General features: G+C 41.6%; 21 protein-coding genes, 2 tRNA genes and 1 pseudogene. 17 read left to right on the top strand and 7 right to left on the bottom strand.

What is annotated here, in order from left to right:
* Positions 1-63 precede the first annotated feature (63 nt).
* The 3 genes from D7V32_RS05020 to D7V32_RS05010 are packed head-to-tail and all read left to right on the top strand — an operon-like array spanning position 64 to position 1,173.
* A complete protein-coding gene (locus D7V32_RS05020; protein WP_120401810.1) occupies positions 64-585 on the top strand; it encodes a PadR family transcriptional regulator in 522 nt (173 codons plus the stop codon).
* Positions 582-923, top strand: a complete 342-nt coding sequence (locus tag D7V32_RS05015; RefSeq protein ID WP_120401809.1) for a DUF3861 domain-containing protein — start codon at positions 582-584, stop codon at positions 921-923. Before D7V32_RS05020 ends, D7V32_RS05015 begins: the two co-directional genes overlap by 4 nt.
* Positions 916-1,173 carry a DUF2798 domain-containing protein gene (locus tag D7V32_RS05010; RefSeq protein WP_120401808.1) on the top strand — a complete coding sequence of 86 codons (258 nt, stop codon included), beginning with the start codon at positions 916-918 and terminating at the stop codon, positions 1,171-1,173. The genes D7V32_RS05015 and D7V32_RS05010 overlap by 8 nt, the downstream gene beginning before the upstream one ends.
* Before the next feature lie 2 nt (positions 1,174-1,175).
* Here the strand turns inward: D7V32_RS05010 and D7V32_RS05005 are convergent, their stop codons facing one another.
* On the bottom strand, positions 1,176-1,526 hold the full coding sequence (locus tag D7V32_RS05005; protein ID WP_120401807.1) for a thioredoxin family protein: 351 nt from the start codon (positions 1,524-1,526) through the stop codon (positions 1,176-1,178).
* Positions 1,527-1,657: 131 nt separating this feature from the next.
* On the opposite strand from D7V32_RS05005, the gene D7V32_RS05000 reads away from it, so the two are divergent.
* The 3 genes from D7V32_RS05000 (at position 1,658) to D7V32_RS04995 (ending at position 4,100) form a co-directional block, all read left to right on the top strand.
* Positions 1,658-2,653, top strand: a complete 996-nt coding sequence (locus D7V32_RS05000; RefSeq protein ID WP_120401806.1) for an NAD(P)H-quinone oxidoreductase — start codon at positions 1,658-1,660, stop codon at positions 2,651-2,653.
* Between the two features lie 243 nt (positions 2,654-2,896).
* Positions 2,897-3,061, top strand: a complete 165-nt coding sequence (locus tag D7V32_RS17240; protein ID WP_171407583.1) for a hypothetical protein — start codon at positions 2,897-2,899, stop codon at positions 3,059-3,061.
* A gap of 142 nt (positions 3,062-3,203) precedes the next feature.
* Positions 3,204-4,100 carry a helix-turn-helix transcriptional regulator gene (locus tag D7V32_RS04995; RefSeq protein ID WP_120401805.1) on the top strand — a complete coding sequence of 299 codons (897 nt, stop codon included), beginning with the start codon at positions 3,204-3,206 and terminating at the stop codon, positions 4,098-4,100.
* Positions 4,101-4,281: 181 nt separating this feature from the next.
* Here the strand turns inward: D7V32_RS04995 and D7V32_RS04990 are convergent.
* Both D7V32_RS04990 and D7V32_RS04985 read right to left on the bottom strand, forming a co-directional pair.
* Positions 4,282-4,368, bottom strand: a tRNA-Leu gene (locus D7V32_RS04990).
* Between the two features lie 9 nt (positions 4,369-4,377).
* A tRNA-Cys gene (locus tag D7V32_RS04985) sits at positions 4,378-4,451 on the bottom strand.
* Positions 4,452-4,603: 152 nt separating this feature from the next.
* Between D7V32_RS04985 and folD the strand changes: the two genes are divergently transcribed.
* Together folD and D7V32_RS04975 are read left to right on the top strand one after the other, a co-directional pair.
* On the top strand, positions 4,604-5,452 hold the full coding sequence (gene folD, locus D7V32_RS04980) for a bifunctional methylenetetrahydrofolate dehydrogenase/methenyltetrahydrofolate cyclohydrolase FolD (RefSeq protein ID WP_120401804.1): 849 nt from the start codon (positions 4,604-4,606) through the stop codon (positions 5,450-5,452).
* 179 nt (positions 5,453-5,631) lie between these two features.
* A complete protein-coding gene (locus D7V32_RS04975; RefSeq protein ID WP_120401803.1) occupies positions 5,632-6,300 on the top strand; it encodes a class I SAM-dependent methyltransferase in 669 nt (222 codons plus the stop codon).
* A 51-nt stretch (positions 6,301-6,351) separates the two neighbouring features.
* Here the strand turns inward: D7V32_RS04975 and D7V32_RS04970 are convergent, their stop codons facing one another.
* A complete protein-coding gene (locus tag D7V32_RS04970; RefSeq protein ID WP_120401802.1) occupies positions 6,352-6,780 on the bottom strand; it encodes a hypothetical protein in 429 nt (142 codons plus the stop codon).
* Positions 6,781-7,690: 910 nt separating this feature from the next.
* Here D7V32_RS04970 and glpD point away from each other — a divergent pair.
* A complete protein-coding gene (glpD, locus tag D7V32_RS04965; protein ID WP_120401801.1) occupies positions 7,691-9,208 on the top strand; it encodes a glycerol-3-phosphate dehydrogenase in 1,518 nt (505 codons plus the stop codon).
* 108 nt (positions 9,209-9,316) lie between these two features.
* Here glpD and D7V32_RS04960 read toward each other — a convergent pair whose 3' ends face one another.
* The gene (locus D7V32_RS04960; protein WP_120401800.1) at positions 9,317-11,149 is read right to left on the bottom strand and encodes a phosphoenolpyruvate carboxykinase (GTP); all 1,833 of its coding nucleotides are present in this window, start codon (positions 11,147-11,149) and stop codon (positions 9,317-9,319) included.
* Positions 11,150-11,559: 410 nt separating this feature from the next.
* Between D7V32_RS04960 and D7V32_RS04955 the strand changes: the two genes are divergently transcribed.
* From D7V32_RS04955 to D7V32_RS17870, 5 genes and pseudogenes are all read left to right on the top strand, one after another.
* Positions 11,560-12,498 (top strand): diacylglycerol/lipid kinase family protein, encoded by a 939-nt coding sequence (locus D7V32_RS04955; protein ID WP_120401799.1) that lies wholly within the window; start codon positions 11,560-11,562, stop codon positions 12,496-12,498.
* On the top strand, positions 12,479-13,258 hold the full coding sequence (locus D7V32_RS04950; RefSeq protein ID WP_120401798.1) for a metallophosphoesterase family protein: 780 nt from the start codon (positions 12,479-12,481) through the stop codon (positions 13,256-13,258). Before D7V32_RS04955 ends, D7V32_RS04950 begins: the two co-directional genes overlap by 20 nt.
* Positions 13,259-13,438: 180 nt before the next feature.
* Positions 13,439-13,729 carry a co-chaperone GroES gene (locus D7V32_RS04945; protein ID WP_078189876.1) on the top strand — a complete coding sequence of 97 codons (291 nt, stop codon included), beginning with the start codon at positions 13,439-13,441 and terminating at the stop codon, positions 13,727-13,729.
* Positions 13,730-13,788: 59 nt separating this feature from the next.
* Positions 13,789-15,423, top strand: coding sequence for a chaperonin GroEL (gene groL, locus D7V32_RS04940; protein ID WP_120401797.1), 1,635 nt, complete (start codon positions 13,789-13,791; stop codon positions 15,421-15,423).
* Between the two features lie 301 nt (positions 15,424-15,724).
* Positions 15,725-15,817: pseudogene (locus D7V32_RS17870) on the top strand (endonuclease domain-containing protein); the annotation flags it as partial.
* A gap of 4 nt (positions 15,818-15,821) precedes the next feature.
* Here D7V32_RS17870 and D7V32_RS04935 read toward each other — a convergent pair.
* Together D7V32_RS04935 and D7V32_RS04930 are read right to left on the bottom strand one after the other, a co-directional pair.
* On the bottom strand, positions 15,822-17,516 hold the full coding sequence (locus tag D7V32_RS04935) for an SIR2 family NAD-dependent protein deacylase (RefSeq protein WP_120401796.1): 1,695 nt from the start codon (positions 17,514-17,516) through the stop codon (positions 15,822-15,824).
* 65 nt (positions 17,517-17,581) lie between these two features.
* Positions 17,582-20,476 carry a valine--tRNA ligase gene (locus D7V32_RS04930; protein WP_120401795.1) on the bottom strand — a complete coding sequence of 965 codons (2,895 nt, stop codon included), beginning with the start codon at positions 20,474-20,476 and terminating at the stop codon, positions 17,582-17,584.
* A 178-nt stretch (positions 20,477-20,654) separates the two neighbouring features.
* Between D7V32_RS04930 and D7V32_RS04925 the strand changes: the two genes are divergently transcribed.
* The 3 genes from D7V32_RS04925 to D7V32_RS04915 all read left to right on the top strand — a co-directional run bounded on the left by D7V32_RS04925 (position 20,655) and on the right by D7V32_RS04915 (position 23,016).
* Complete coding sequence (locus tag D7V32_RS04925; RefSeq protein WP_120401794.1) at positions 20,655-21,320, top strand: hypothetical protein; 666 nt, start codon at positions 20,655-20,657, stop codon at positions 21,318-21,320.
* Positions 21,321-21,360: 40 nt separating this feature from the next.
* Positions 21,361-22,167, top strand: a complete 807-nt coding sequence (locus D7V32_RS04920) for an SDR family NAD(P)-dependent oxidoreductase (RefSeq protein WP_120401793.1) — start codon at positions 21,361-21,363, stop codon at positions 22,165-22,167.
* 96 nt (positions 22,168-22,263) lie between these two features.
* Positions 22,264-23,016 carry a PA3715 family protein gene (locus tag D7V32_RS04915; RefSeq protein WP_120401792.1) on the top strand — a complete coding sequence of 251 codons (753 nt, stop codon included), beginning with the start codon at positions 22,264-22,266 and terminating at the stop codon, positions 23,014-23,016.
* The last annotated feature ends 6 nt before the right edge of the window (positions 23,017-23,022 follow it).

Below are 23,022 nucleotides of genomic sequence, written 5' to 3'. Positions count from 1 at the left end.
ATATTTCATCCAAAGAAAATAGTTTAAGATATATCTTAATTGATCTTAAGGTGTATCTTGGTTATGCCAAATTCAGACCTTCTTACTGCTAGCGATAGTCCTGTTAAAACACGTAAACGCCTATTTGAAGCAGGGCATATGAAACTGCTGGTGCTGTATCTCATCTCTCAAGCGCCCAAATACTGCTACGACATTATTAAAGATGTAGGCGCAATCGTGGGCGGCGGTTACAGCCCAAGTACAGGGACGATTTACCCAACGCTGAACTATCTTGAAGAACAGCAGTACATTCATGCAGAACTGAATGCTGAAGAGCGTAAACAGTACAGTATTAGCCCACTTGGCATGCAGCATCTAGAAGCGGAACAAGCGACTGTAGAGAAAATCCTGTGCCGTTTTGATACCCGCAAGCAAATCCATAACAATGAACAATATGCTGATATCAAACGTGCGATGGAAAACTTGAAAGCATCACTGCGCATTAAAATTCAGCACTGTGAACTGACACCCGAACAGGTGTATGCCATCGCAGAAAAAATAGATCAGGCGGCAGTTGAAATCAGCCGTATGGAGGTGTCTCAATGAAACAGCATCAATATGAAATTACCGTAAAACATATGGCCGATGCGCAGGGCAATCCAGCGGCGTATACGGAAGTTTTGCAGTTCAATGCCTACAACCATGATGACATCTTTCAAGTATTGGAGGTGATAGGAAATGCACAGCTGTTGGATGATGAAAAAACCAAAGCCTTTGGGATAGGTTTAAAGCTGTTTGGCGAAACCTTGCTGGAAAATAAAGATATGCCTTTATTTCAAGATTTTTTGCCGCATTTTGTCCAGTTTATGAAAACACTGAAACAAACAGTCAAAGCGAAGAACGCAGCGCAGGCGGTTCTAGCGCAAGGGGAAACGTATGAATAAGCTTCCAAAATTTCATCCCAAGCATCTAACATGGTTAATGCCTCTGATCCTATCTGGCATTATGAGCGGCGCGATCTCATGTTTTAACGTCTTTTTAAAAATTGGAGCTGCAGACGGCTTTTTAGGGATTTGGCTGCATGCTTGGATGCTGTCTTGGATGATGGCGTTCCCATTGATTTTGATTGTGTTGCCATTGGTGCGTAAATTTTTAATGAAATTTGTGCACATGCCAAATGAGTCAGCGAAATAACATTAGTCATCCGCGGGGTATGCCTGCATGGCTTGCTCAATGAGAGTTTGCAGCTCATGCAGGGTTTTCACCCCAGCAATACGCTTTATGATCTGACCTTGATAGAACATTAAAGTTGAAGGCAGGCCATAAACGTTATAGCGCAAAGTCAGAATGGGTGATTGATCGACATTCACTTTGCCGAATTTAATATTGTCATGCTGTGCTGACATTTGCTGCGCGCATTGTTCAAAGACTGGAAAGTTTTGCAGGCAAGGCGCGCACCAATCGGCATAGAAACGAATCACGGCAAAACCGTCAAACCATTCATAGTCACTATGGTTATTTTCATTGTATTCAATGAGCTGAGACATGCGGTGCCTATGATGAATTTGCTGAATAATGCTTTAATTATACATAAGTTCATGGCTGTTCATTCTGCGGCATTTCTATGTTCAAATAGTGCCGAGATAGAAGAATAGCCAATTATTGAAAAGGAAATACAATGTCACAGGAAACCATGCAGCAGGTCATTATTACAGAACCAGGCGGTGTTGATAAACTGGCTTATGAAACTGTAGCAGTACCTACAGCAAAAGCAGATGAAGTTTTGGTTAAAGTGCATGCCTTTGGCATTAACCGTCCAGATATTTTGCAGCGCCAAGGCTTATATCCAATGCCTAAAGGTGTAACACCAGTACCGGGTTTGGAAGTTGCAGGTGAAGTGGTTGCTGTCGGCGCTGAAGTCACTTTATTTCAAGTGGGTGATCTGGTTTGCGGTTTAACCAATGGCGGCGGTTATGCAGAATATTGTGCAGTGCCTGAAAGTCAAACCATTGCTATTCCCAAAGGTGTGAGCTTTACCCAAGCTGCTGCGATTCCTGAAACCTTCTTTACGGTCTGGGCGAATGTGTTCCAAATGGCGTATGCTAAAGCAGGCGAGACCGTCTTAGTCCACGGCGGCGCAAGCGGTATTGGTACTACAGCGCTGATGCTGTGCAAATCATTGGGCTTAAAATCTTTTGCAACGGTTGGTTCAGATGAAAAAGTAGACGCCATTTCAGACTTAACGATAGCAATTAACTACAAAACGCAAGACTTCGAACAAGTCATTAATGAAGCAACCGACAATAGCGGTGTAGATGTGGTGCTGGATATGGTGGGTGCGCCATATTTAGAAAAAAACCTCAATTTGCTGCGCCGTGATGGCCGTTTGGTCTATATCGCATTTTTAGGTGGGGCGAAAGCGAAGGATGTGAAACTTGGTCAGATTATGATGAAGCGCTTGACCATTACTGGTTCAACCATGCGCGCGCGCAATACTGCAGAAAAAGCAGAAATTGCCCAAGGTTTGCAAGAGCACGTTGCTCCGCTGTGGGCGAAAGGTGAATGTCTGCCAATGATTTATAAAACTTTCAACTTTGACCAAATTCAAGACGCGCATGCGTGTATGGATACGGGTGAGCATATTGGTAAAGTTGTGGTGAATGTTATTTCCTGAATGAAATAACACACATTAAAGGATAAATAGACGAAAAGCCAGTTTTTTGAACTGGCTTTTATTTTGATGTAAAAATGTGATTTGATTCAAATTAAAATCATAAAAATATTAAATTATTTTTCCATATGTTAAAAAATGCAGATTGCTCGACACAACCTGTCAAAATTGTCGTGTAGATTAAGCCTTAAATGAAACCAACTGTTTTGGTTGGTATTGTGTGATTAATCACACTTAGGAGGGGTTATGAAAATTATGCCATCAGCTTATACCGATATGCATAGCGGACGGGCGTTGAAGCGTTTGCATCGAGCTGTGATTTGTCAGCAAGTGCTGCGTCATGATTTGCATAAAATGTATAAGGCCATGCTGCATCTAGAGCGTTATATAGACCGCTTAAAAGCGAATTAATGTCGCTAAATGCACAATTTAGGCATCATTTGTCGATGAATAGAAAACAAGTAATTGTAATATTTCATTTAAAGCGGTTAATAATTTAAGTGTATAATTTTATTAATAAAAGTGATGTCTTAGTTGAGTGTTAAGGGTGCGTATGAAAGAAAACCCCTCCATGCATGAACGCCTTGCAGAGCGGCTGGCTTGTATTTTGACGAAGTTAAATATGGGAATGAAGCTGTCAGTAAAAGATCTTGCGCTGGAGTTTTCAGTCAGTACCCGCACTGTCAGCCGTGATTTTGACAGAATGAGCGGCCACTTGCCGCTGCTGCAAGATGAAAAAACAAAAAAGTTTTATTTAGATCCCGCTTATCTCACAAAAATAAAAGCGCAAGAGACGCCGCAGCTTTCGGGCATGAGTCATTTTTATACCTCAGCAGATATTCCATTCTTGCATAATATGCTGGATCAGCAGACGGCACAGTTTTACGGTTTAAAAGGCTTTGCTTATGAGCGGGCTGAACAGTATGAAGCGTTATTTCAGGCGGTTGGCTCAGCCATTCAGCAATGTCAGCAAATTGCCTTTTTATTTAAAGGTGAATTGCAGCTGGCGCAGCCATATCGACTTATTCAGCTGCAGGGCTGCTGGTATTTGGCGGCAGTCTGTGAAGGGAATTTAAAAAGTTATCCATTAAGTCATATTGTTTTACAGCAAAAAACAGAAGCCGGCGCTGTATTTGAACCTGATCCAATGATTTTGGCCCAATTGCAAACAGGGGATTATGATTGGCTGTATCAGGACACGTTTGAGGTGGAAATAAAGGTGTCTGCTGAACTGGCGGCCTATTTTAAGCAGAGCAGTGTGCTGCCTAAGCAAAGTATTAAAGCAGAGCTGAATGATGGCTGCTTACTGCTGACCAGTGAAGTTGGTCATGCGATGCAAATCTTGCCTTTGGTGCAGTTTTGGATGCCAGCGCTGAGTATTGTTCAGCCTGAGAGTTTAAGGCAGGAATTAAAAGGAAATTTGGAACGTTGTCTGCAGCAGATGAGCTAGTATTTGATTTTGCAGTTTTAAATGAAAGGAAAACATCCCGCAGCGGGTGTTTTTTTCTGTTTGAAGAAGTTAAAAAAAGAAAAAAGATGGTTTTGGAGGAGTTTGCTAAATAAATTTCAGGCATAAAAAAACCAGCTTTACGCTGGGTCTTTTATTGCACCATCACACTGTAGCAGTAAGATGGTGCCCGAGGCCAGACTCGAACTGGCACGACTTGAAGGTCGGGGGATTTTAAATCCCCTGTGTCTACCGATTTCACCACTCGGGCTTAACAAGATGGAGGCGGAGGTCGGAATCGAACCGGCGTACACGGAGTTGCAGTCCGCTGCATGACCACTCTGCCACCCCGCCATGTCTTGTTGATGCGTATATTAGCAAGCTCTGAAAAAAAAACAATAGCAGATTCATCTGTATGAGCATAAAAACAGCACACAAGATAAAATATTTAAAATTATCATGTAGAATGTGCGAAATTGATTCATATCAACACTTGGAGATGTGCCGTGGCATTAGTTTTAGATGGTCGTGCATTGGCAAAACAAATTGAAGCTGACTTGTTAACTCGCGTAGAAGCGCTGAAAGAGAAAACAGGCCGTACCCCAATTCTTGCGACTATTTTGGTAGGTGACGATGGCGCATCTGCAACTTATGTGCGTATGAAGGGAAATGCTTGCCGCCGTGTCGGTATGGATTCATTAAAAGTTGAGCTAGGTTCAGAAACGACAACTGAGCAGCTGCTTGCAGAAATTGAGAAACTGAATGCAAACCCGGATGTACACGGTATTTTGCTGCAGCACCCAGTGCCTGCTCAAATTGATGAGCGTGCATGTTTTGATGCAATCTCGCTTGCTAAAGACGTAGATGGCGTAACTTGCTTGGGTTATGGCCGCATGGCGATGGGTGAGGCTGCTTATGGTTCAGCGACTCCTGCAGGGATCATGACGATTCTAAAAGAATACAACATTGAAATTGCGGGTAAACACGCAGTTGTTGTGGGCCGTTCTGCAATTTTGGGCAAACCAATGGCTGCAATGCTGCTTGAAGCGAATGCAACAGTGACAACTTGCCACTCACGCACTCAAGACTTAGCAAGCTTTGTCAAACAAGCTGACATTATTGTTGGTGCTGTAGGTAAAGCTGAATTGATTCAAAAAGATTGGATCAAGCCGGGTGCAGTGGTTGTGGATGCTGGTTTCCACCCGCGTGATGGCGGCGGTGTAGGTGATATTCAATTGGTGGGTATTGAAGAAGTTGCTTCTGCTTATACGCCAGTTCCAGGCGGTGTAGGCCCAATGACGATTACCACGTTGATTCGTCAAACTGTTGAAGCTGCTGAAAAAGCGTTAGGTTAATTGTATTGGGATGTTCCTTCTCCCTTTGGGATGAGGAGCATGCTCCGCAAGGGGATAAGGGTGCTTTTTTATAAATAATCCTCTCCCTAACCCTCTCCTTTAAAAGGAGAGGGAGCTTCCGACATTAATTTAGGCTTTTATGATATTAAAACTCTGCGTATTCGAAAAATAAAATTCTAATGAGCTGCACTTTCCAATTCCCCAAAGCCCCAGAACATTTAGTCAATGCCTTGCATGAGGTGATACCCAGCTGCGAACTGCTTGCACAGCAATTGCCTGAAACGCCAATTTCGTTGTGGTTGATTCCACCTGTGTTTCCAACTGATAAGCTAGATGATGAAGTCATTCGTCGTATTTGGAATGATACACCGTATTGGATTTTTTGCTGGGCATCAGGTTTAGCAATGGCACAGTGGCTATTGGCTGAGCCACATCATGTGAAAGATAAAGTGGTGTTAGATTTTGGTGCAGGTTCGGGCGTGGTGGCGATTGCCGCGAAAATGGCCGGAGCAAAACGGGTGATTTGCTGTGACATTGATCAAGTCAGTTTGGATGCTTGCCGCGCCAATGCAGAGCTGAATGATGTTGAATTGGAATATTTGGATGATCTGTATAAAGCTGAGCAAGTTGATATCTTGCTGGCTGCTGATGTGCTGTATGACCAATGCAACCGCTTTTTCTTAGATGAGTTTTTAAAGTTTGCACCAGAAGTGTGGGTTGCAGATAGCCGTGTGAAAAATTTCAGCCACCCCAAATATATTAAGCTGGATGAGCGCAGCGCAACGACGTGGCCTGATTTGGATGAGTCGCCTGAATTCCGAAATGTCAGTTTCTATAAAACGCTTTAAATATTAGATAAAAAATAAGACGCTATATGCGTCTTATTTTGTTTTTACTTGTTAAGAACAAGTGTAGCGCACAATGTGCAGTGTTGAAGGCCGCGCTTCTAAAGCATTCATCGCGCCAAGATTATCTGAATTTCTTAGATCCGGTGTGTTTGACAGGCCAAAGTTGGTGCGGGTATTGCCAATTTGACGGCCATATTGCACAGACTCTGCTGCTGGATTGGCAATTTCATTGATGCTCAGAATTTGCAGTTTAAATGTGCGGTTTTGACCTAACACTTTTTGACATGCGCGCTGCAGTTTATTTTCATCCAGCTGCTGATTTTGACGGCCTGCAAGGGTATAAGCCAAAGTTGCCGAATTCGCATCCTGTTTTTCAATTCGATAGCCGGACTGGCCATTATAAGCGCTCGGTGCACTTTGACATGCTGCTAAGCTTGCTGCCGTTAGACCCAAAGCCAATAATTTATAAACTATTTTCATGTATGTCATTTCCAGTCTTGTTATATCTATTTTTAAGTATGACATAAACGCATCGCAGACTCGATGGCTAATCTGATGCTGCTTCCATAAAAAAAGCTTTCCAGTTTTTGGGCTGGAAAGCGCTGAAAATCGTAAATTCTGAGCAATATTTTGATTGCAATTTAAACTTTTAAGGCCGCCTTTTGTATTATTGAGGCTTATTTTTCTATTTATTGGATACGCTGTTTGCGGGAGCATTACCGTTTTATGTGTGCTTATCAGTGAACCTCATTTGTGCATCATGTCAGTGTTTCTTTGTGCAATATAGACAATACAGTTTATTTTTGCGTGGGCGGTATTGTAAATAAAAATAGGCTGTTATGCTTTTGACTTTAGTATGATTTCAGTTTTTTATTTGAACATTTGTTAAAAAATAAAAAGTATAGGTCTGGAGTCTTTTATTATGAAATTCAGCGTGCTTCGGCCAGCTGCCATTGCAAAATCAGCAGCCGATAAAATGTTGTCAGCTGATCTGTAATTAAGGCGGCGTATTGGAAGCTGTAAAAAATTGCAGCAGATTTTTGGGTATTTTACTTCAGTAGGCGGAGCTGCTTAACAATGGGTTTTATTCGGGTTCTGCTTTTCAATACTGGATGGAATGCGTTATGTTCTGATCGTTTAAAGTCTATTTTTATTGTGTAATCTTTATCTTATTTCTTTAATTTTGCTTAAAATGTAGTCGGCAGCAAGTAAATTGTATGTGAAGTGTTTATTTGTGCGTGAAAACGTAAATTAACAGGCACTCTATAGCTATAAAGTAGCAGATAAGCAAGACAGCTGAAAAAGAACAATGATCAGCCTGCAGCTTAAATATGAAAATATAAGGTGTTTGCGTTATTTCACCCAATATGGATGGGTAATGAGAGGGTTTATGCGGGATCAGAAACTGTATGACATTGCGGTTATTGGCGGCGGCATTAATGGCGCAGGCATTGCTGCAGATGCGGCTGGGCGCGGTTTAAGCGTGTTTTTGTGTGAGAAGGATGATTTGGCTTCACATACATCTTCTGCCAGTTCTAAGCTTATTCATGGCGGACTGCGCTATTTAGAGCACAGGGAATTCCGTTTAGTGCGTGAGGCTTTGGCCGAGCGGGAAGTGCTGTTGAAGAAAGCGCCGCATATTGTGCATCCTATGCGCTTTATCATGCCGCATCAGCCGCATTTGAGGCCCGCATGGCTGATAAGAGCCGGCCTGTTTTTTTATGATTATTTGGGTAAGCGTGAACGGCTGCTAGGTTCGGCTGCGGTTAGGTTTGACTCGTGTGACAGTCCATTAAAAGCAAATTTTACCCGCGGTTTTGAATATTCTGACTGTGCTGTAGATGATGCGCGCTTAACGGTTTTAAATGCAGTGCAGGCGCGTCAGCACGGCGCAAAAATAGCGGTACGTACCAAATGCATTTCTGCACAGCACATGGCGGGTCTCTGGCTGCTGGAGATGCAAAGCGCTCAAGGCAATTATGTTATTCAAGCCAAAATGCTGGTGAATGCTGCAGGGCCATGGGTTGCATCTTTTATACAGAATACGCTGAAGGCTCAGCCGTCTTATGGTATTCGTTTGGTACAGGGCAGTCATATTATTGTGCCTAAAATGTATGAGCAAGATAAGGCATTTATTTTGCAAAATCATGACCAAAGAATTGTTTTTGTTATTCCTTATTTGCAGCGCTTTACTTTAATTGGCACCACAGACCGGGAGTATCAGGCAGATCCGAACAATGTTCAGATCAGTTCCGATGAAATAAATTATCTATTAGATGTATGCAATGCGCACTTTAAAACACAGCTGAGCGCTGCTGATATTGTCGCTGATTATTCTGGTGTTCGGCCTTTATGTGATGATGAGTCTGATAATCTATCCGCAGTCACGCGAGATTATACTTTGGCCCTGAGTTCCAATACCGAGGGTGAGCCGCCGCTGCTGTCAGTATTTGGCGGCAAACTGACGACTTACCGTAAGCTGGCGGAGTCTGCACTGGCCTATATGCAGGCTTATTTTCCCGACATGAAACAGCCGTGGACGAAAAATTCACTGCTTCCTGGCGCTGAAAATTTTAGCTCTGCAGAAGATGCTGTTCATACGCTTATGCAGAAGGTGCAGGGCTTATCTGCTGAAACGGCAGAGCGCTGGGCAAATGCTTATGGCACACTGGCTTTTACATGGATTGGCCATATATCGAGTGTGCATGAATTAGGCGAAGATTTGGGGCATGGCTTATATGCGCTAGAGGTTGAGTATTTGGTGGATCAGGAGTGGGCAGTCACTGCTGAAGATATTTTAAAGCGCCGGACTAAGCTGTATTTGCAGTTTAGTGAAGCTGAAGTGAAAGCTTTGGATGTGTATTTAACAGCATTGCATGAGCGCCGCTTGCAAAAAGATGTAGCTTAAATTCTTTGGGCTTGGATGCAGAATTGCTTTAGATAAAAAAAGACCGCACAAGGCGGTCTTTTAAATCTCCCTTAATCCCTCTTCTAAAAGAGGGAAATTAAAGGTTGATTAAGCAGATTTTTTCACAGCTTCTAAAAGCTCGTCTTGACGTGCTTTAAGTGCTTTTGGTAAACGATCACCAAGTTTGTTGAACAATTCAGTGTGGCTTTCAAGTTCTTTGATCCACTGCTCTTTGTCTTGTGAAGTTACAAGATCAAATTGTTCTTTAGTGAAGTCTGAACCAGTCCAGTTCAATTGTTCATAAGTTGGTACGCGGCCAATTGGAGTTTCAACAGCAGTTGCACGACCTTCACAACGGTCAATGATCCACTCAAGAACACGCATGTTTTGACCGAAACCAGGCCATACGAAGTTGCCTTCAGCGTCACGGCGGAACCAGTTTACGTTGTAGATGCCAGGAAGTTTGTTGCCGGCAGCTTCAGCTTTCGCTGCAACCTCTTCACCAAGCTCTAGCCAGTGAGAGAAGTAGTCAGCCATGTTGTAGCCAGCAAATGGAAGCATCGCAAATGGGTCACGGCGTACAACACCTTGTTGACCAACAGCAGCAGCAGTTGTTTCAGAGCCCATAGTCGCAGCTTTATAAACACCGTCAACCCAGTCAAATGCTTCTGAAATTAGAGGCACTGTGTCTGCACGGCGGCCGCCGAAGATGAATGCTGAAATTGGAACGCCTGCTGGATTTTCCCAGTCAGCATCAATAGAAGGGCATTGACCTGCAGATACTGTGAAACGAGCGTTAGGATGCGCAGCTTTTTCTTCGCCAGTGTGCGGTTGACCTTTCCAGTTAGTCAGGTTAGCAGGCGCTTCTTTAGAAAGGCCTTCCCACCATACTTCACCGTTGTCAGTTACAGCAACGTTTGTATAGATTACGTCTTTGTGAAGCGTAGCCATACAGTTCGGGTTAGTCTTGGTGTTTGTACCAGGCGCTACACCGAAGAAACCAGCTTCAGGGTTGATCGCGTATAGACGGCCGTCTTCACCTGGTTTGATCCAAGCAATGTCGTCACCTACAGTTTCAATTTTCCAGCCTTCGTAACCTGCTGGCGGAATCAGCATAGCGAAGTTTGTTTTACCGCATGCAGAAGGGAAAGCCGCTGCGATGTAGTGTTTTTCGCCTTGCGGGTTTGTTACGCCAAGAATTAGCATGTGTTCTGCTAACCAGCCTTGCTGACGGCCCATAGAAGATGCAATACGTAACGCTAGGCATTTTTTACCAAGCAAAGCGTTGCCGCCGTAACCAGAACCGTAAGACCAGATTTCACGAGTTTCTGGGTAATGAACGATGTATTTTTCAGGGTTGCAAGGCCATGCAACGTCTTTTTGACCTTCCTCAAGCGGTGCGCCTACAGTGTGTACGCAAGGAACGTATTCACCGTCAGTGCCAAGTACGTCATACACAGCTTTACCCATGCGGGCCATTTTGCGCATGCTTACAGCAACGTAAGGAGAGTCAGTGAGTTCGATACCGATATGAGCAATATGAGAACCTAAAGGACCCATAGAGAAAGGAACAACGTACAAAGTACGGCCTTTCATTGCACCGTCAAATAAACCGTTCAGGCGCGCGCGCATTTCAGCTGGAGCTTCCCAGTTATTTGTTGCGCCAGCATCTTCTTGATTTTCTGAACAGATGTAAGTACGGCCTTCAACACGAGCAACGTCAGAAGGATCAGAATTAGCAAGATATGAACCAGGGTGCTTTTCTTGGTTAAGCGCTTGCATAGTGCCGTTAGCGATCATCAAGTCGATATAACGTTGATTTTCTTCGTCGCTGCCGTCACACCATTCAATTTTTGCTGGTTTTGTTAATTTTGCAATCTCTTCCACCCAAGCAATAAGCTTAGGGTGACGAACAAATTCTGGTGCGTTCACTTGGGTCATGGTGAGGCCTATCTCAAATGTGTACAAGCTGTACAAAGTCTAATCCGCCCAATGGGTGCATTGAGCAGATGAAATATGAAAAAAAGTGGCGCTATTAAAGCATAATTTCATAAAAAAAATAAGACTAAAGAAGCGGTAGATTTTTTTTGGCAGATAATGTTAATTATTTAAAAATTGATTAAAAACAATATCTTAATTAAATATACAGGGGGTTTTGCTAATATTTAATTTTTTTATGGATATTATTTACTTAAATTATCTTATTTATTATCAATAGGTTATTGATAATTTTTAATTAAGTATTATTATTGATTAAATAAATGGTGGTAATTTGATTTTTACATAAAGGTGCTTTTAATTGTTGATAATTTCTACAAAATGTTAATTTCAGCAGCCTGAAAGCATAAAAAATGTCTAATCGCACTAGGCCATTATCTATTATCTATAACCAAAAGTCAGGGTTTCATGCAGCGCAAAAAGATGAAATCTATGAAGAGCTCATTCGTTATTTATCATCCAGCGGCTTTGAAATACAGTCATTTGAAATGAGTAATTTTTTAAATTTTGATATGTTAATGCAGCAGGTTTTGAAGCGTCATCAAGATGTTGATAATAAAGGTGTTGTTGCAGCTGCTGGCGGTGACGGGACTTTAAATGCAGTGGCGCAGTATTTATTGATGACAGATATTCCAATGGGAATATTGCCGCTGGGAACATTTAATTATGTGGCTCGAGTTTTAAATATTCCTTTAGATTTAATGCAGGCGGCGGCCGTTATTGCTGAGGGAGAAATCCGAGCTTCGCATGTGGCAAGTATTAATGAGCGGATTTATTTAAATAATGCAAGTCTGGGTTTATACCCTTTATTTATAAAAAAACGTGAATTATATAATCGGCGCTTAGGCAGATTTCCGCTGCATGCCTATACCTCAGGTTTAGATGTACTGCTCAGAGACCGTAAAGAACTGAAGCTGCAGATTGAAGTTGATGGTAAAAAATACCCCGTAAAAACACCGCTGATCTTTTTTGGCAATAATCAGCTGCAGCTGTCTGAGCTGAATTTGAAAATTGCTGAGTCTGCAGCCCAAGGCAAAGTGGCAGGCGTGGTGGTTGCTAAAAGTGACAAAATCAGCCTGTTTAAAATGCTGTGGCAATTAATCCGCGGCAATTTGGAAAAAACACCGGATGTATATAGTTTTGCTGCAGATGAAGTCGCTATACATGCGGCGCGCAAAAAATTGACTGTTGCTTTGGATGGCGAGATTGTTGAAATGCAGTCACCGCTGAAAATTTCAGTGCTTAAGTCTGCTTTAAATATTATGGTGCCGCATGCTGCTGCATCTGTCTGATTTGCATTTTGGCACCGAAAAAATAGCCTGCGTTCAAGCGCTGCAGCAATTTTGTCTTGAGCACCGTCCTGAAGCGGTTGCAGTCAGCGGAGATTTGACTCAGCGCGCTAAATTTCAGCAGTTCTATGCATGCAAGCAATTTTTAGACAGTTTGAATATTCCTTATTTGGCTGTGCCCGGCAATCATGATATTCCGCTGCTTCATTTGTGGCATCGATTTATTAACCCTTTTACACGTTATCGGCTGTTTTTTGGCAATATGGAAAGTACGCTGGAAACGGCACACTTTTTTGTGGCTGGGGTGAACAGCATCCGCAGGCGGTATCACACACGCGGGCATATTTCTTTGGAGCAAATTGCAACAGTTGATCAGGTTTTGCGGCATGCGCCAGCAAATAAAATTAAATTGATTGCGGCTCATCAGCCGTTTTATACACCGCCTGATCACGAACATGGTGTAAAAGACTGTCCTGTGCTGGGGAAAATAGCGCTGGAAGCGTGGAGTCAAAGCGGCCTGAATGGTTTGCTGCATGGGCATTTGCATCATGCGGGGGCTTATGATTTGAATCAAATATATATGCTTGGAGCAGGCCAGCCGGTTTTGGATATTCATGCAGGGACAGCAACTTCTTACCGGCTGCATCATGGGTTGCCAAACAGCTTTAATGTGATTCATACCGATGGCGCTGTTGAGCAATATATTTTTCATGAGATAGACAAAAGATTTCACTCGGCTGGAGAAATTACTGTTCAGTCCTAGAAAAGATTAAAATCTGCAGAAAAAAAATACAAAAAAGCATATTTTTTTAAATTTTGCCCTTGAAGCGTTTTTTTCCATCCCCACAAAAGTATCATATCAAAAATTTGTCGATGACCTAGGAATAAGAAGTCATCTTCACATCGTAATCAATGGCATTTTTAAATGCCTATGGAGTTAGAAATGAGCAAGATTCGTCCTTTACATGACAACGTTGTTATCCGCCGTGTTGAGAAAGAAACTAAAACTGCTGGCGGTTTAATCTTGAGCACATCTGCTGCTGAACAGCCAGCTCAAGGTGAAATTATTGCGGTAGGTAACGGCAAAGTAACTGACAATGGCGTACGCGCATTGGACGTGAAAGTTGGCGACAACGTACTTTTTGGCGCTTATGCAGGCACTAAAGTAAAAGTTGACGGCGAAGAGCTTCTTGTCATGAAAGAGTCTGACATTTTAGCTGTACTTGAAGGCTAAGCTCAGATTTTTCTATCCCAATCTGATTTGAAAATATATTAAAAATTTTGGAGTAAACCATGTCAGCTAAAGACGTAAAATTTGGTGATTCAGCGCGTTCAAAAATGATCGCTGGTGTAAACGTACTTGCAGATGCAGTAAAAGTAACTTTAGGCCCTAAAGGCCGTAACGTTGTAATTGACCGTTCTTTCGGCGCACCGCACATCACTAAAGATGGTGTTTCTGTAGCGAAAGAAATTACGCTAAAAGACAAGTTTGAAAACATGGGTGCTCAGCTTGTACGTGAAGTATCTTCAAAAACCAATGACATCGCGGGTGACGGTACAACAACTGCAACTGTACTTGCTCAAGCAATCCTAAACGAAGGGATCAAATCAGTAACTGCTGGTATGAACCCAATGGATCTTAAACGCGGTATCGACATCGCTGTTCGAGCAGTGGTTGCTGAAATTAAAGCGACTGCAAAACCTGCTTCTGATTCTAAAGCCATTGAACAAGTCGGTTCGATCTCTGCAAACTCTGATACCACTGTCGGCGCTTTAATTGCGCAAGCAATGGAAAAAGTGGGCAAAGAAGGCGTAATTACAGTTGAAGAAGGTTCAGGCTTCGAAGACTCGCTTGATGTTGTTGAAGGTATGCAGTTTGACCGCGGTTACATCAGCCCGTACTTTGCAAACAAACAAGAAACATTAACTGCAGAACTTGAAAACCCATTCATTCTTCTTGTAGACAAAAAAATCAGCAACATCCGTGAATTGATTGCTGTACTTGAAGCTGTTGCTAAAACAGGTAAACCGCTTCTTATTATTGCTGAAGATGTTGAAGGCGAAGCGTTGGCTACACTTGTAGTGAACAACATGCGCGGCATTATCAAAGTATGTGCAGTTAAAGCGCCTGGTTTTGGTGACCGCCGTAAAGCAATGCTTCAAGACATCGCGATCTTAACTGGCGCGACTGTAATTTCTGAAGAAGTTGGCATGTCACTTGAACAAGCTTCTCTTCAAGATTTGGGTACTGCGCATAAAGTAACTGTATCTAAAGAAAACACAGTGATTGTTGACGGTGCGGGCAATGCGGCTCAAATCGCTGAGCGTGTAACTCAAATTCGTGCGCAAATTGAAGAATCTACTTCAGAATACGACAAAGAAAAACTTCAAGAACGCGTTGCTAAATTGGCAGGCGGTGTAGCTGTAATCAAAATTGGTGCAGCAACTGAAGTTGAAATGAAAGAGAAGAAAGACCGTGTTGACGATGCGCTTCACGCGACTCGCGCTGCGGTTGAAGAAGGTGTTGTAGCGGGCGGCGGTGTTGCGCTTGTACGTGCTGCGAAAGCACTTGAAGGTGTTTCAGGCGCGAATGATGACCAAAATGTAGGTATCAACATTTTACGCCGTGCGATTGAAGCGCCGCTACGTCAAATCGTTGCGAACTCTGGTGATGAGCCATCAGTTGTAATTAATGCTGTGAAACAAGGTGAAGGCAACTTCGGTTATAACGCTGCAACTTCTGAGTATGGCGATATGTTGGAAATGGGTATTCTTGACCCTGCTAAAGTAACGCGTTCTGCGCTTGAGCATGCCGCTTCTGTTGCGGGCTTGATGCTTACAACAGAATGTATGATTACTGAAATCCCAGAAGACAAACCAGCAATGCCTGACATGGGCGGTATGGGTGGTATGGGCGGTATGATGTAATCTGCTTATGCTGTGATTAATGCTTTGTTGCCTATAAATTTATGAGTTATAAGTTATACATGGTGTTAGTCATAAAAATTATGTGTTGTAAAAAGGCCGCTGTTTAGCGGCCTTTTTATTTTGTGTAATGTGCTGTGACGCTTTTCTCCCTCTCCCTTGGGGGGAGGGGTAGAATTCATGAGAAATATTAACTTCATTACCTCTCCCTTGCGCAGCAGTGCTGCTCATCTCCTAAAAGGAGAGGGAACTTCTTTGTGTATCGTATAATTGAATAAAATTTAAAATTGGAATAATAAGAAAAATGATCGACCCCCAACTTTTAATATTCGCCAAAACTATGCGCCACACTGCTACTGATGCAGAACAGATGATATGGCAAATCCTTCGTGCTAAATGATTTATGAGTCTTTAGCTATTGGGGACTCAGATACTAATCGTTTTTGAATCATTTTGAAAAAATTTAGATATTTTTTTACGACATCCTTATTTAATTTATGTTCATTAAGTCCATGAGCTATGTTATTTCTCAAGTTTCGAGCTTCAATCAATATCTCGGCTTCGGCGAAAGAAATAATTTCATCCTTAATGAGTCTGTCCGAGAGTTTATAAGATGAGAAACGAGAGTCTTTATAAAAATTTCTTAATGATTTCTCAAAAGTAATATAACCCATCAATAATGCGATATCATATTGTTTACTTTTAAATAAATTTTCTATTTCATTATCGAATTGATCATACACTCGATCAGATATAGATTTTAAGATATCTTCAAGTTGATTGAAATCTAGTTGATTTAATCCTTTATTAAAGTTTATGAAGTGGACTCTAGCTTTTATCTTTTCAAAACTTTCTTCATTTAAATTGTTTAATGAATTGTAAAATTTATTTTTACTAAATAAGTTGTTGGTATCTACTGCAATAATTAAATGAAAGTCACTTTTTGATGTGATAACTTTTTCTATCAGGAATTCAGTTTCTTGTAATCGGTCATTAGATGAGGAGGTAAAATCTGCTAAACATAAATTAGATACATTAATTAATGATTGAACTCTTGCAATATAATTATCGTTTGAATCCAAAAAATCATCAGGTGTAACTGGTGTAAATCCATATTTATAAAATATAGGGAAAAAATTACTTTTAAAGTAAGGTAAGTCTTCATTCCCAACTGAGAAAAAAGATAGTCGACTGACATTTTTAGAGTGGATTTTAGCAAGCTTTAGATCAATGTTTGAGTCTTCTTCAGTTGCATTATTAGGTATGTTATTAGTCCAGTAATTATGAAGCTCATCAAATATTTCAGAGAAAGTTTTATTATAATCTATTTTTTCAGATATAATGGGAATGTTGATTACTTTAATCCCCCTTCTCGTAAATCTATTTATTTCTTGTGTAGATGCATTAATTCTAATGGTATAGGCTCTTCGCTTTAATTTTCCTAGTCTATCTTTTATCATCTGGAAAATTTGTCGTATGTCATTATCATCTACACTATAACCTATAAATAATACTGTTTTAGATATAAATTGGTTGGTGATATATGTTGCAATCATTGGGAATTTAGTTAAAAAACTATCATAGTCCTCTTCAGTAGCAATTAACCTGGATGGATGACTTAAATCTCCATGTATTTTTAATAAGTTTAGATGTTTAATATCTTTATTGATAATTGGTAGTTGCTCTTCATCAATTATTGTTCTGCAAAATCGGTTTCCTAAATGTGTATAAGATTCTTCAAGTAAATAATCAAAGTTGGTAGTTGCTACTAATTGGAAAGGTAGTTTTGCAAATGATTTATGTGCTAAATCAGGATGTATAGAACCAATTTTTAAGGCAGAATACATTTTTTCTACCAGCTTTGATCTTGAGTATTCGTATTCAAATGCTGAAATAGCATCAATAGCACCATTATATTTATAATCAACAATATCTTCTGCAAAATAACGGCCTAACTCATCCCAGTCGCGGCTTGGCTTATTATCATCACTTTTGGCATTCCTTGAAAATCCTGCACCGACAATAGGAAAAACATGACCTTCTATGAGATCTTCTAAAAATGGTTTAGGGAAATATTTAATATATTGATTTGTCATTATAAAAGTATAAAGGGCTGAATAATCAGCCCTTTATACACAAATTAGATCAAGTTAACAACACATTAAAGCGCTGCAATTTGCTCCATATTCGCTTTAATCTTCGCTAATTGGTCAGAAAATTCAGCAAGTTTCACTTTCTCACCTTCAACTACCGCAGCAGGCGCTTTCGCCACAAAACCTTCATTACCCAATTTAGTGGCAATTTGGTCGTGCTGTTTTTGAACCTTGTCTAAGTCTTTTTGCAAACGACCCAATTCCGCTTTAGGGTCAATTAAGCCCTTCATTGGAACGAATACAGACACATGACCCACTACAGAAGAAGAAGACAATGGTGGTTGTTCACCATCAGCCAAGAACGTAATGCTCTCAACTTTTGCCAATGCAGTGAATAACGCTTCAATACGTGTGATCTGTGCTTTTTCAGCATCAGTGGTATTTTGCAGAAGAACAGGTAATAAACGTGCATTACCTAGACCCATCTCACCACGGATGTTACGTACCGCACCAATTAAACCTTGCAGCCATTGCATATCTGCTTCAGCTTGTTCGTTGATTTTTGCTTCATCAGCAACAGGGTACTGCGCCAACATAATGGTTTCGCCAGAAATGTTGAGTTTTGGCGCAAGTGTTTGCCAGATTTCTTCTGTTAAGTAAGGCATCAATGGGTGAGCCAAACGTAAAGATGCTTCCATCACAGCAAGTAGAACACGACGTACTTCAGCTTTACGTTCAACCGATACGTTTTCGTCATTCAGAACAGGCTTCGTCAGCTCAACATACCAGTCACAGTATTCATTCCAAATGAACTCGTAAATCGCTTGTGCAGCTAAGTCTAAACGGTAAGTCGCAAATGCAGTTTGCACCGCTTGTTCCGCTTTTTGCAGACGGCTTACAATCCATTGTTCAGGCAATTCCCAAAGGTCTTGACGAACTTCTTGACCAATCACTTGCTCTTCGCAGTTCATCATCACGAAACGGGTAGCGTTCCAGATTTTGTTGGCAAAGTTACGGTAACCTTCAACACGCTTCATGTCGAACTTAATGTCACGGCCAGTGTTCGCAAGCGCACAGAAAGTGAAACGAACGGCATCTGTACCGTAAGATTGAATTCCTTCAGGGAATTCTTTACGGGTAGATTTTTCAATCTTCGCCGCTTGTTTCGGGTTCATCAAACCTGTTGTACGTTTTTGTACTAAAGTTTCAAGGTCAATACCGTCAATCAAGTCTAATGGGTCAAGCACGTTACCCTTAGATTTAGACATTTTCTGACCTTCGCCATCACGTACCAAACCGTGTACATACACAGTTTTGAACGGAACTTGCGGTGTGCCGTCTTCATTTTTCATGAAGTGCATGGTCATCATGATCATGCGGGCAACCCAGAAGAAGATGATGTCGAAACCTGTTACCAGTACATCAGTTGGGTGGAAAGTATTTAAGAAATAGTTTTCCGCATCTTTCTTCGCATCGCCTGTCCAACCTAAAGTTGAGAATGTCCAAAGACCCGAAGAGAACCATGTATCTAACACGTCTTCGTCTTGATCTAATTGAACATCGGCAGGGATGCCATTTTTCTCACGGACTTCAGCTTCAGAACGACCTACATATACATTGCCTTCAGCATCGTACCAAGCAGGGATACGGTGACCCCACCACAATTGACGAGAAATACACCAGTCTTGAATGTTATTCATCCATGCCATGTACATGTTGCTGTATTGCTCAGGCACAAACTTAATTTGACCGTCTTGAACCGCTTTAATCGCAGGCTCAGCAAGCGGCGCAATTTTCACATACCATTGGTCTGTGAGTAATGGCTCAACGATTACGCCTGAACGGTCACCGCGAGGTGGCTTCAAGGTATACGGTTGAATTTGGTCTAACCAGCCTTCGCTTTCAGCTTGTTCGACTAACTTTTTACGCGCTTCAAAACGCTCTAAGCCAATGTAGTCCGCAGGGGCAGGAATCGTCTTAGAAATTTGCTCGCCCGCTTTCGCGATGTATTCAAACTCAGCCAATACTTCCGCATTTTTGTTGAAGATGTTGATGATTGGAAGTTCACAGCGTTTGCCTACTTCATAGTCATTGAAGTCATGTGCAGGGGTAATTTTTACGCAGCCTGTACCGAATTCTTTGTCTACATATTCATCTTTAACAATTGGAACCGCACGACCTGTAATTGGCAAAATAATGTTTTTGCCAACAAGCGCCGCATAGCGTTCATCATCCAGCGCAACTGCAACTGCTGTATCACCTAATAATGTTTCAGGGCGAGTTGTCGCAACTACAATGTGATCTTTACCATCGTGGGTACGAAGTGATTTGTCTTCAAAGAAATATTTGAAGTGCCAAAGTGAACCTGCTTCTTCTTTATCAGACTCAACTTCTAAGTCAGAAAGGGCAGTTTGTAATTTTGGATCCCAGTTGACGAGGCGTTTACCGCGGTAGATTAAGCCGTCTTCGTGTAATTTTACGAACACTTCTTTTACTGCGTTCGATAAACCGTCATCCATGGTAAAGCGTTCACGAGACCAGTCTACAGAAGAACCCAAGCGGCGGATTTGGCGTGTAATTGTGCCGCCCGATTGTTCTTTCCATTCCCAAACTTTTTCGATGAACTTCTCACGGCCCAAGTCATGACGGCTCACACCTTGAGCACCCAGCTGACGCTCTACAACCATTTGCGTTGCAATACCTGCGTGGTCCGTACCCGGCTGCCATAAGGTGTTTTTACCTGACATGCGGTTGTAGCGAGTCAAAGCATCCATGATGGCATTGTTGAAACCATGACCCATGTGCAAGCTACCGGTGACGTTTGGCGGCGGAATCATGATACAGAAAGACTCGCCTTTTTCAGACGGCTTGAAGTAACCGCGCTCTTCCCAAGTTTGGTACCATTTTTTCTCGATCTCGGTTGGATCGTACGTAGTAGCGATATTTTGCGCTGAATCAGTCATAGTTCGAACAATTCAAAAGTGGATAAAAAATTGCGTTCATTGTAGCAAAAAAAATGCGGTTTTAGGGATGTTGCAAGAATGTAAACTTTCGCCAATTGGCAGTACGAATCCTTAGCATTATGATAGGCTTAAGAAAAGAACGCGTAGAACGTCAAACACTATAAGAAGGAGGCCTGCAATGAGTTATACAATTTTCCTTAAAATTCAGCCAGAAACTCACCAGCGTTTTATGGGGATCTATCAAAAAATTAACGATAATAATCCTGATAGTGTAGCAAAGCCTTTAGGGGACACTTTGGCGGATATCGCCTGCGACATTATTGATCAAGTGTTTGGAAATATGGCAAAAATGTCCAGTTCTAATGATCATGAGTCTGAAAAAATTATTCAGCAAGTGACTGAAATGACCCGCAAATATATGCCGTGGTCTGTATCATTTTTTGGCAATGACCGTTTAAAGCCTATGGTGAACTACTTGTATGAAATGACAGTAGACCAAAATAGCGATACTTTTGTGACCTATCCTGTAGACAATGCCTTGATTGCAGAGCTGATGGGCTGTGTGGAACAAATGAAGCAGGGCAACAATCAGTATGTGCCGACTGCACTGAAAGCCTTTACAGAGGTGGTTGATCAAGGCGTGACACATTTGGTGCGCAAGCCTAAAAAAATGCTGAAGTTTAATGTGGTGGTCGATAAAACTTTAAATGGCGTGATTAACTTGACAACTCAATTGGGTTATAAGCGTTTTGATAAATTAGGTTCAATGTATGATGCTGCTCAAATCAGTCTGTATTTTGATCACTTTGTCGGTTTTATACAAAAGGGCCAGTCTCATGGCTGAGCCTGAAAAATCATGAATATGCGCAGCGAAGGAACAGGAAATGGCGAAATTAAATAGCTTGGATGGTAAAGTGGTTTGGATCACGGGCGCTTCATCTGGCTTAGGGAAGGCGCTGGCGCAGGAGTGCGCGCTGCAGGGGGCGCAGGTGATTTTAACCGCTCGGCGTTTTGAAGAGCTGGAAAATGTACGTGTGGGGCTGTTAAATCCAGATCAGCATTTGTCTATTGCGGCAGATATTACGGATGAAGCGCAGATTCGCCATGCGCATGAACAGGTTTTAAAATGCAAAGGACGTATTGATTGGCTGATCAATAATGCAGGTTTAAGTCAGCGCGCTTTAATTTCTGAAACCTCGATGCAAACTGAGCGCGCTATTTTAGAAGTTGATTATTTTTCACAGGTCTTTTTGACCAAAACGGTGCTGCCGACCTTGTTGGCGCAAAAATCAGGGCGCGTGGTTTTTGTCTCCAGTGTTGCTGGTCTTTTAGGTACGCAGTATCGGGCGTCATATTCTGCGGCTAAAGCCGCGATTCATATGTGGGCCAACAGTTTGCGTGCCGAGGTTGCCGATGACGGTGTTGATGTTTCCGTGATTTTCCCGGGTTTTGTCAAAACAAATGTGTCTATTAATGCCTTGAATGGTGAAGGCAAGGCGCAAGGTTTTGATAATGATGCGACGGCCAATGGTTTGGAAGCAGATGAGTTTGCTAAAATTTCGGTCAAAGCGCTGCTGAAAGGTGAAGAGTATATTGTGGTGGGCGGACGCAAAGAGCTGCTTGGCACTTGGGTTTCACGTCTGTCGCCAAGCACACTGTACAAAATGATTCGTAAGGCGAAGGTGAAGTGATCTACTTCACTAAGCCATGTATATGATAAAAGACGCTTATAAAATTGGCGTCTTTTTTATATTCAAATATTCAGCATATAAGAAGAAAATAACTCAATGAAAATAACACTTAAATTGATCCTTTTGCAGACGACCTTAATCACGGGTGCCTATGCACAAATTTGCGAAAATAAGCCACTTGTTCAAATGGTATTAAAACAAGCCAACATAAAAGCGTCTGAGAGCGATTTAATAGATTGTAAGCCTGATCCAGAGAATCCATCTGAAATGATTATGGCTTATGCTGTTTGGAGAGCAGATTATGAAGATGCAGGTATAGGAAGTTTTCGGCTGAAAATTTTAAAATTTACGCAAAATGGTTCAGTAGTGAAATTTATATTTGATGATGAAGATGAACTAAACTCGGATGCTGTAGCTTTAAAATCTATTCATTTAGATACTGCAAATTATCGAATAACTAAAGAGAATCGCGTGTTAGGAGTACGTTTTAGATATGCTGTCCAATCAAGTGTAAATCCTTCCACATTCAGTTTGTTGAACTTATACGATTTGAAAAATAAGCAAAAATTTTTAGATAGATTTATTGTAAGCCAATCCCAAGTCGAAATGGGTACGGGCTGTAATGCGGAAGTTAAATACCGTAAATCAACCTTAACTATGAAAAGTACACAGTCTAATCAAAGATTTGATATTTTTGTAAAAAGTGAAATTGAAAGCTATCAATCATATGGGATGATTGAAAATTGTGTAGATTCAAAACACCAGATTTCAGAGCAAAGATTTAATTTGAAATTTGATGGCTCGCAATACCAAATACCCAAAGCATACCGCAGTGAGTATCTGTATTGAAGATAT

This window comes from Acinetobacter tianfuensis (assembly GCF_003611465.1).
Taxonomy (GTDB): Bacteria; Pseudomonadota; Gammaproteobacteria; order Pseudomonadales; family Moraxellaceae; genus Acinetobacter; species Acinetobacter tianfuensis.
This window is presented reverse-complemented; position numbering and strand designations above follow the sequence as displayed.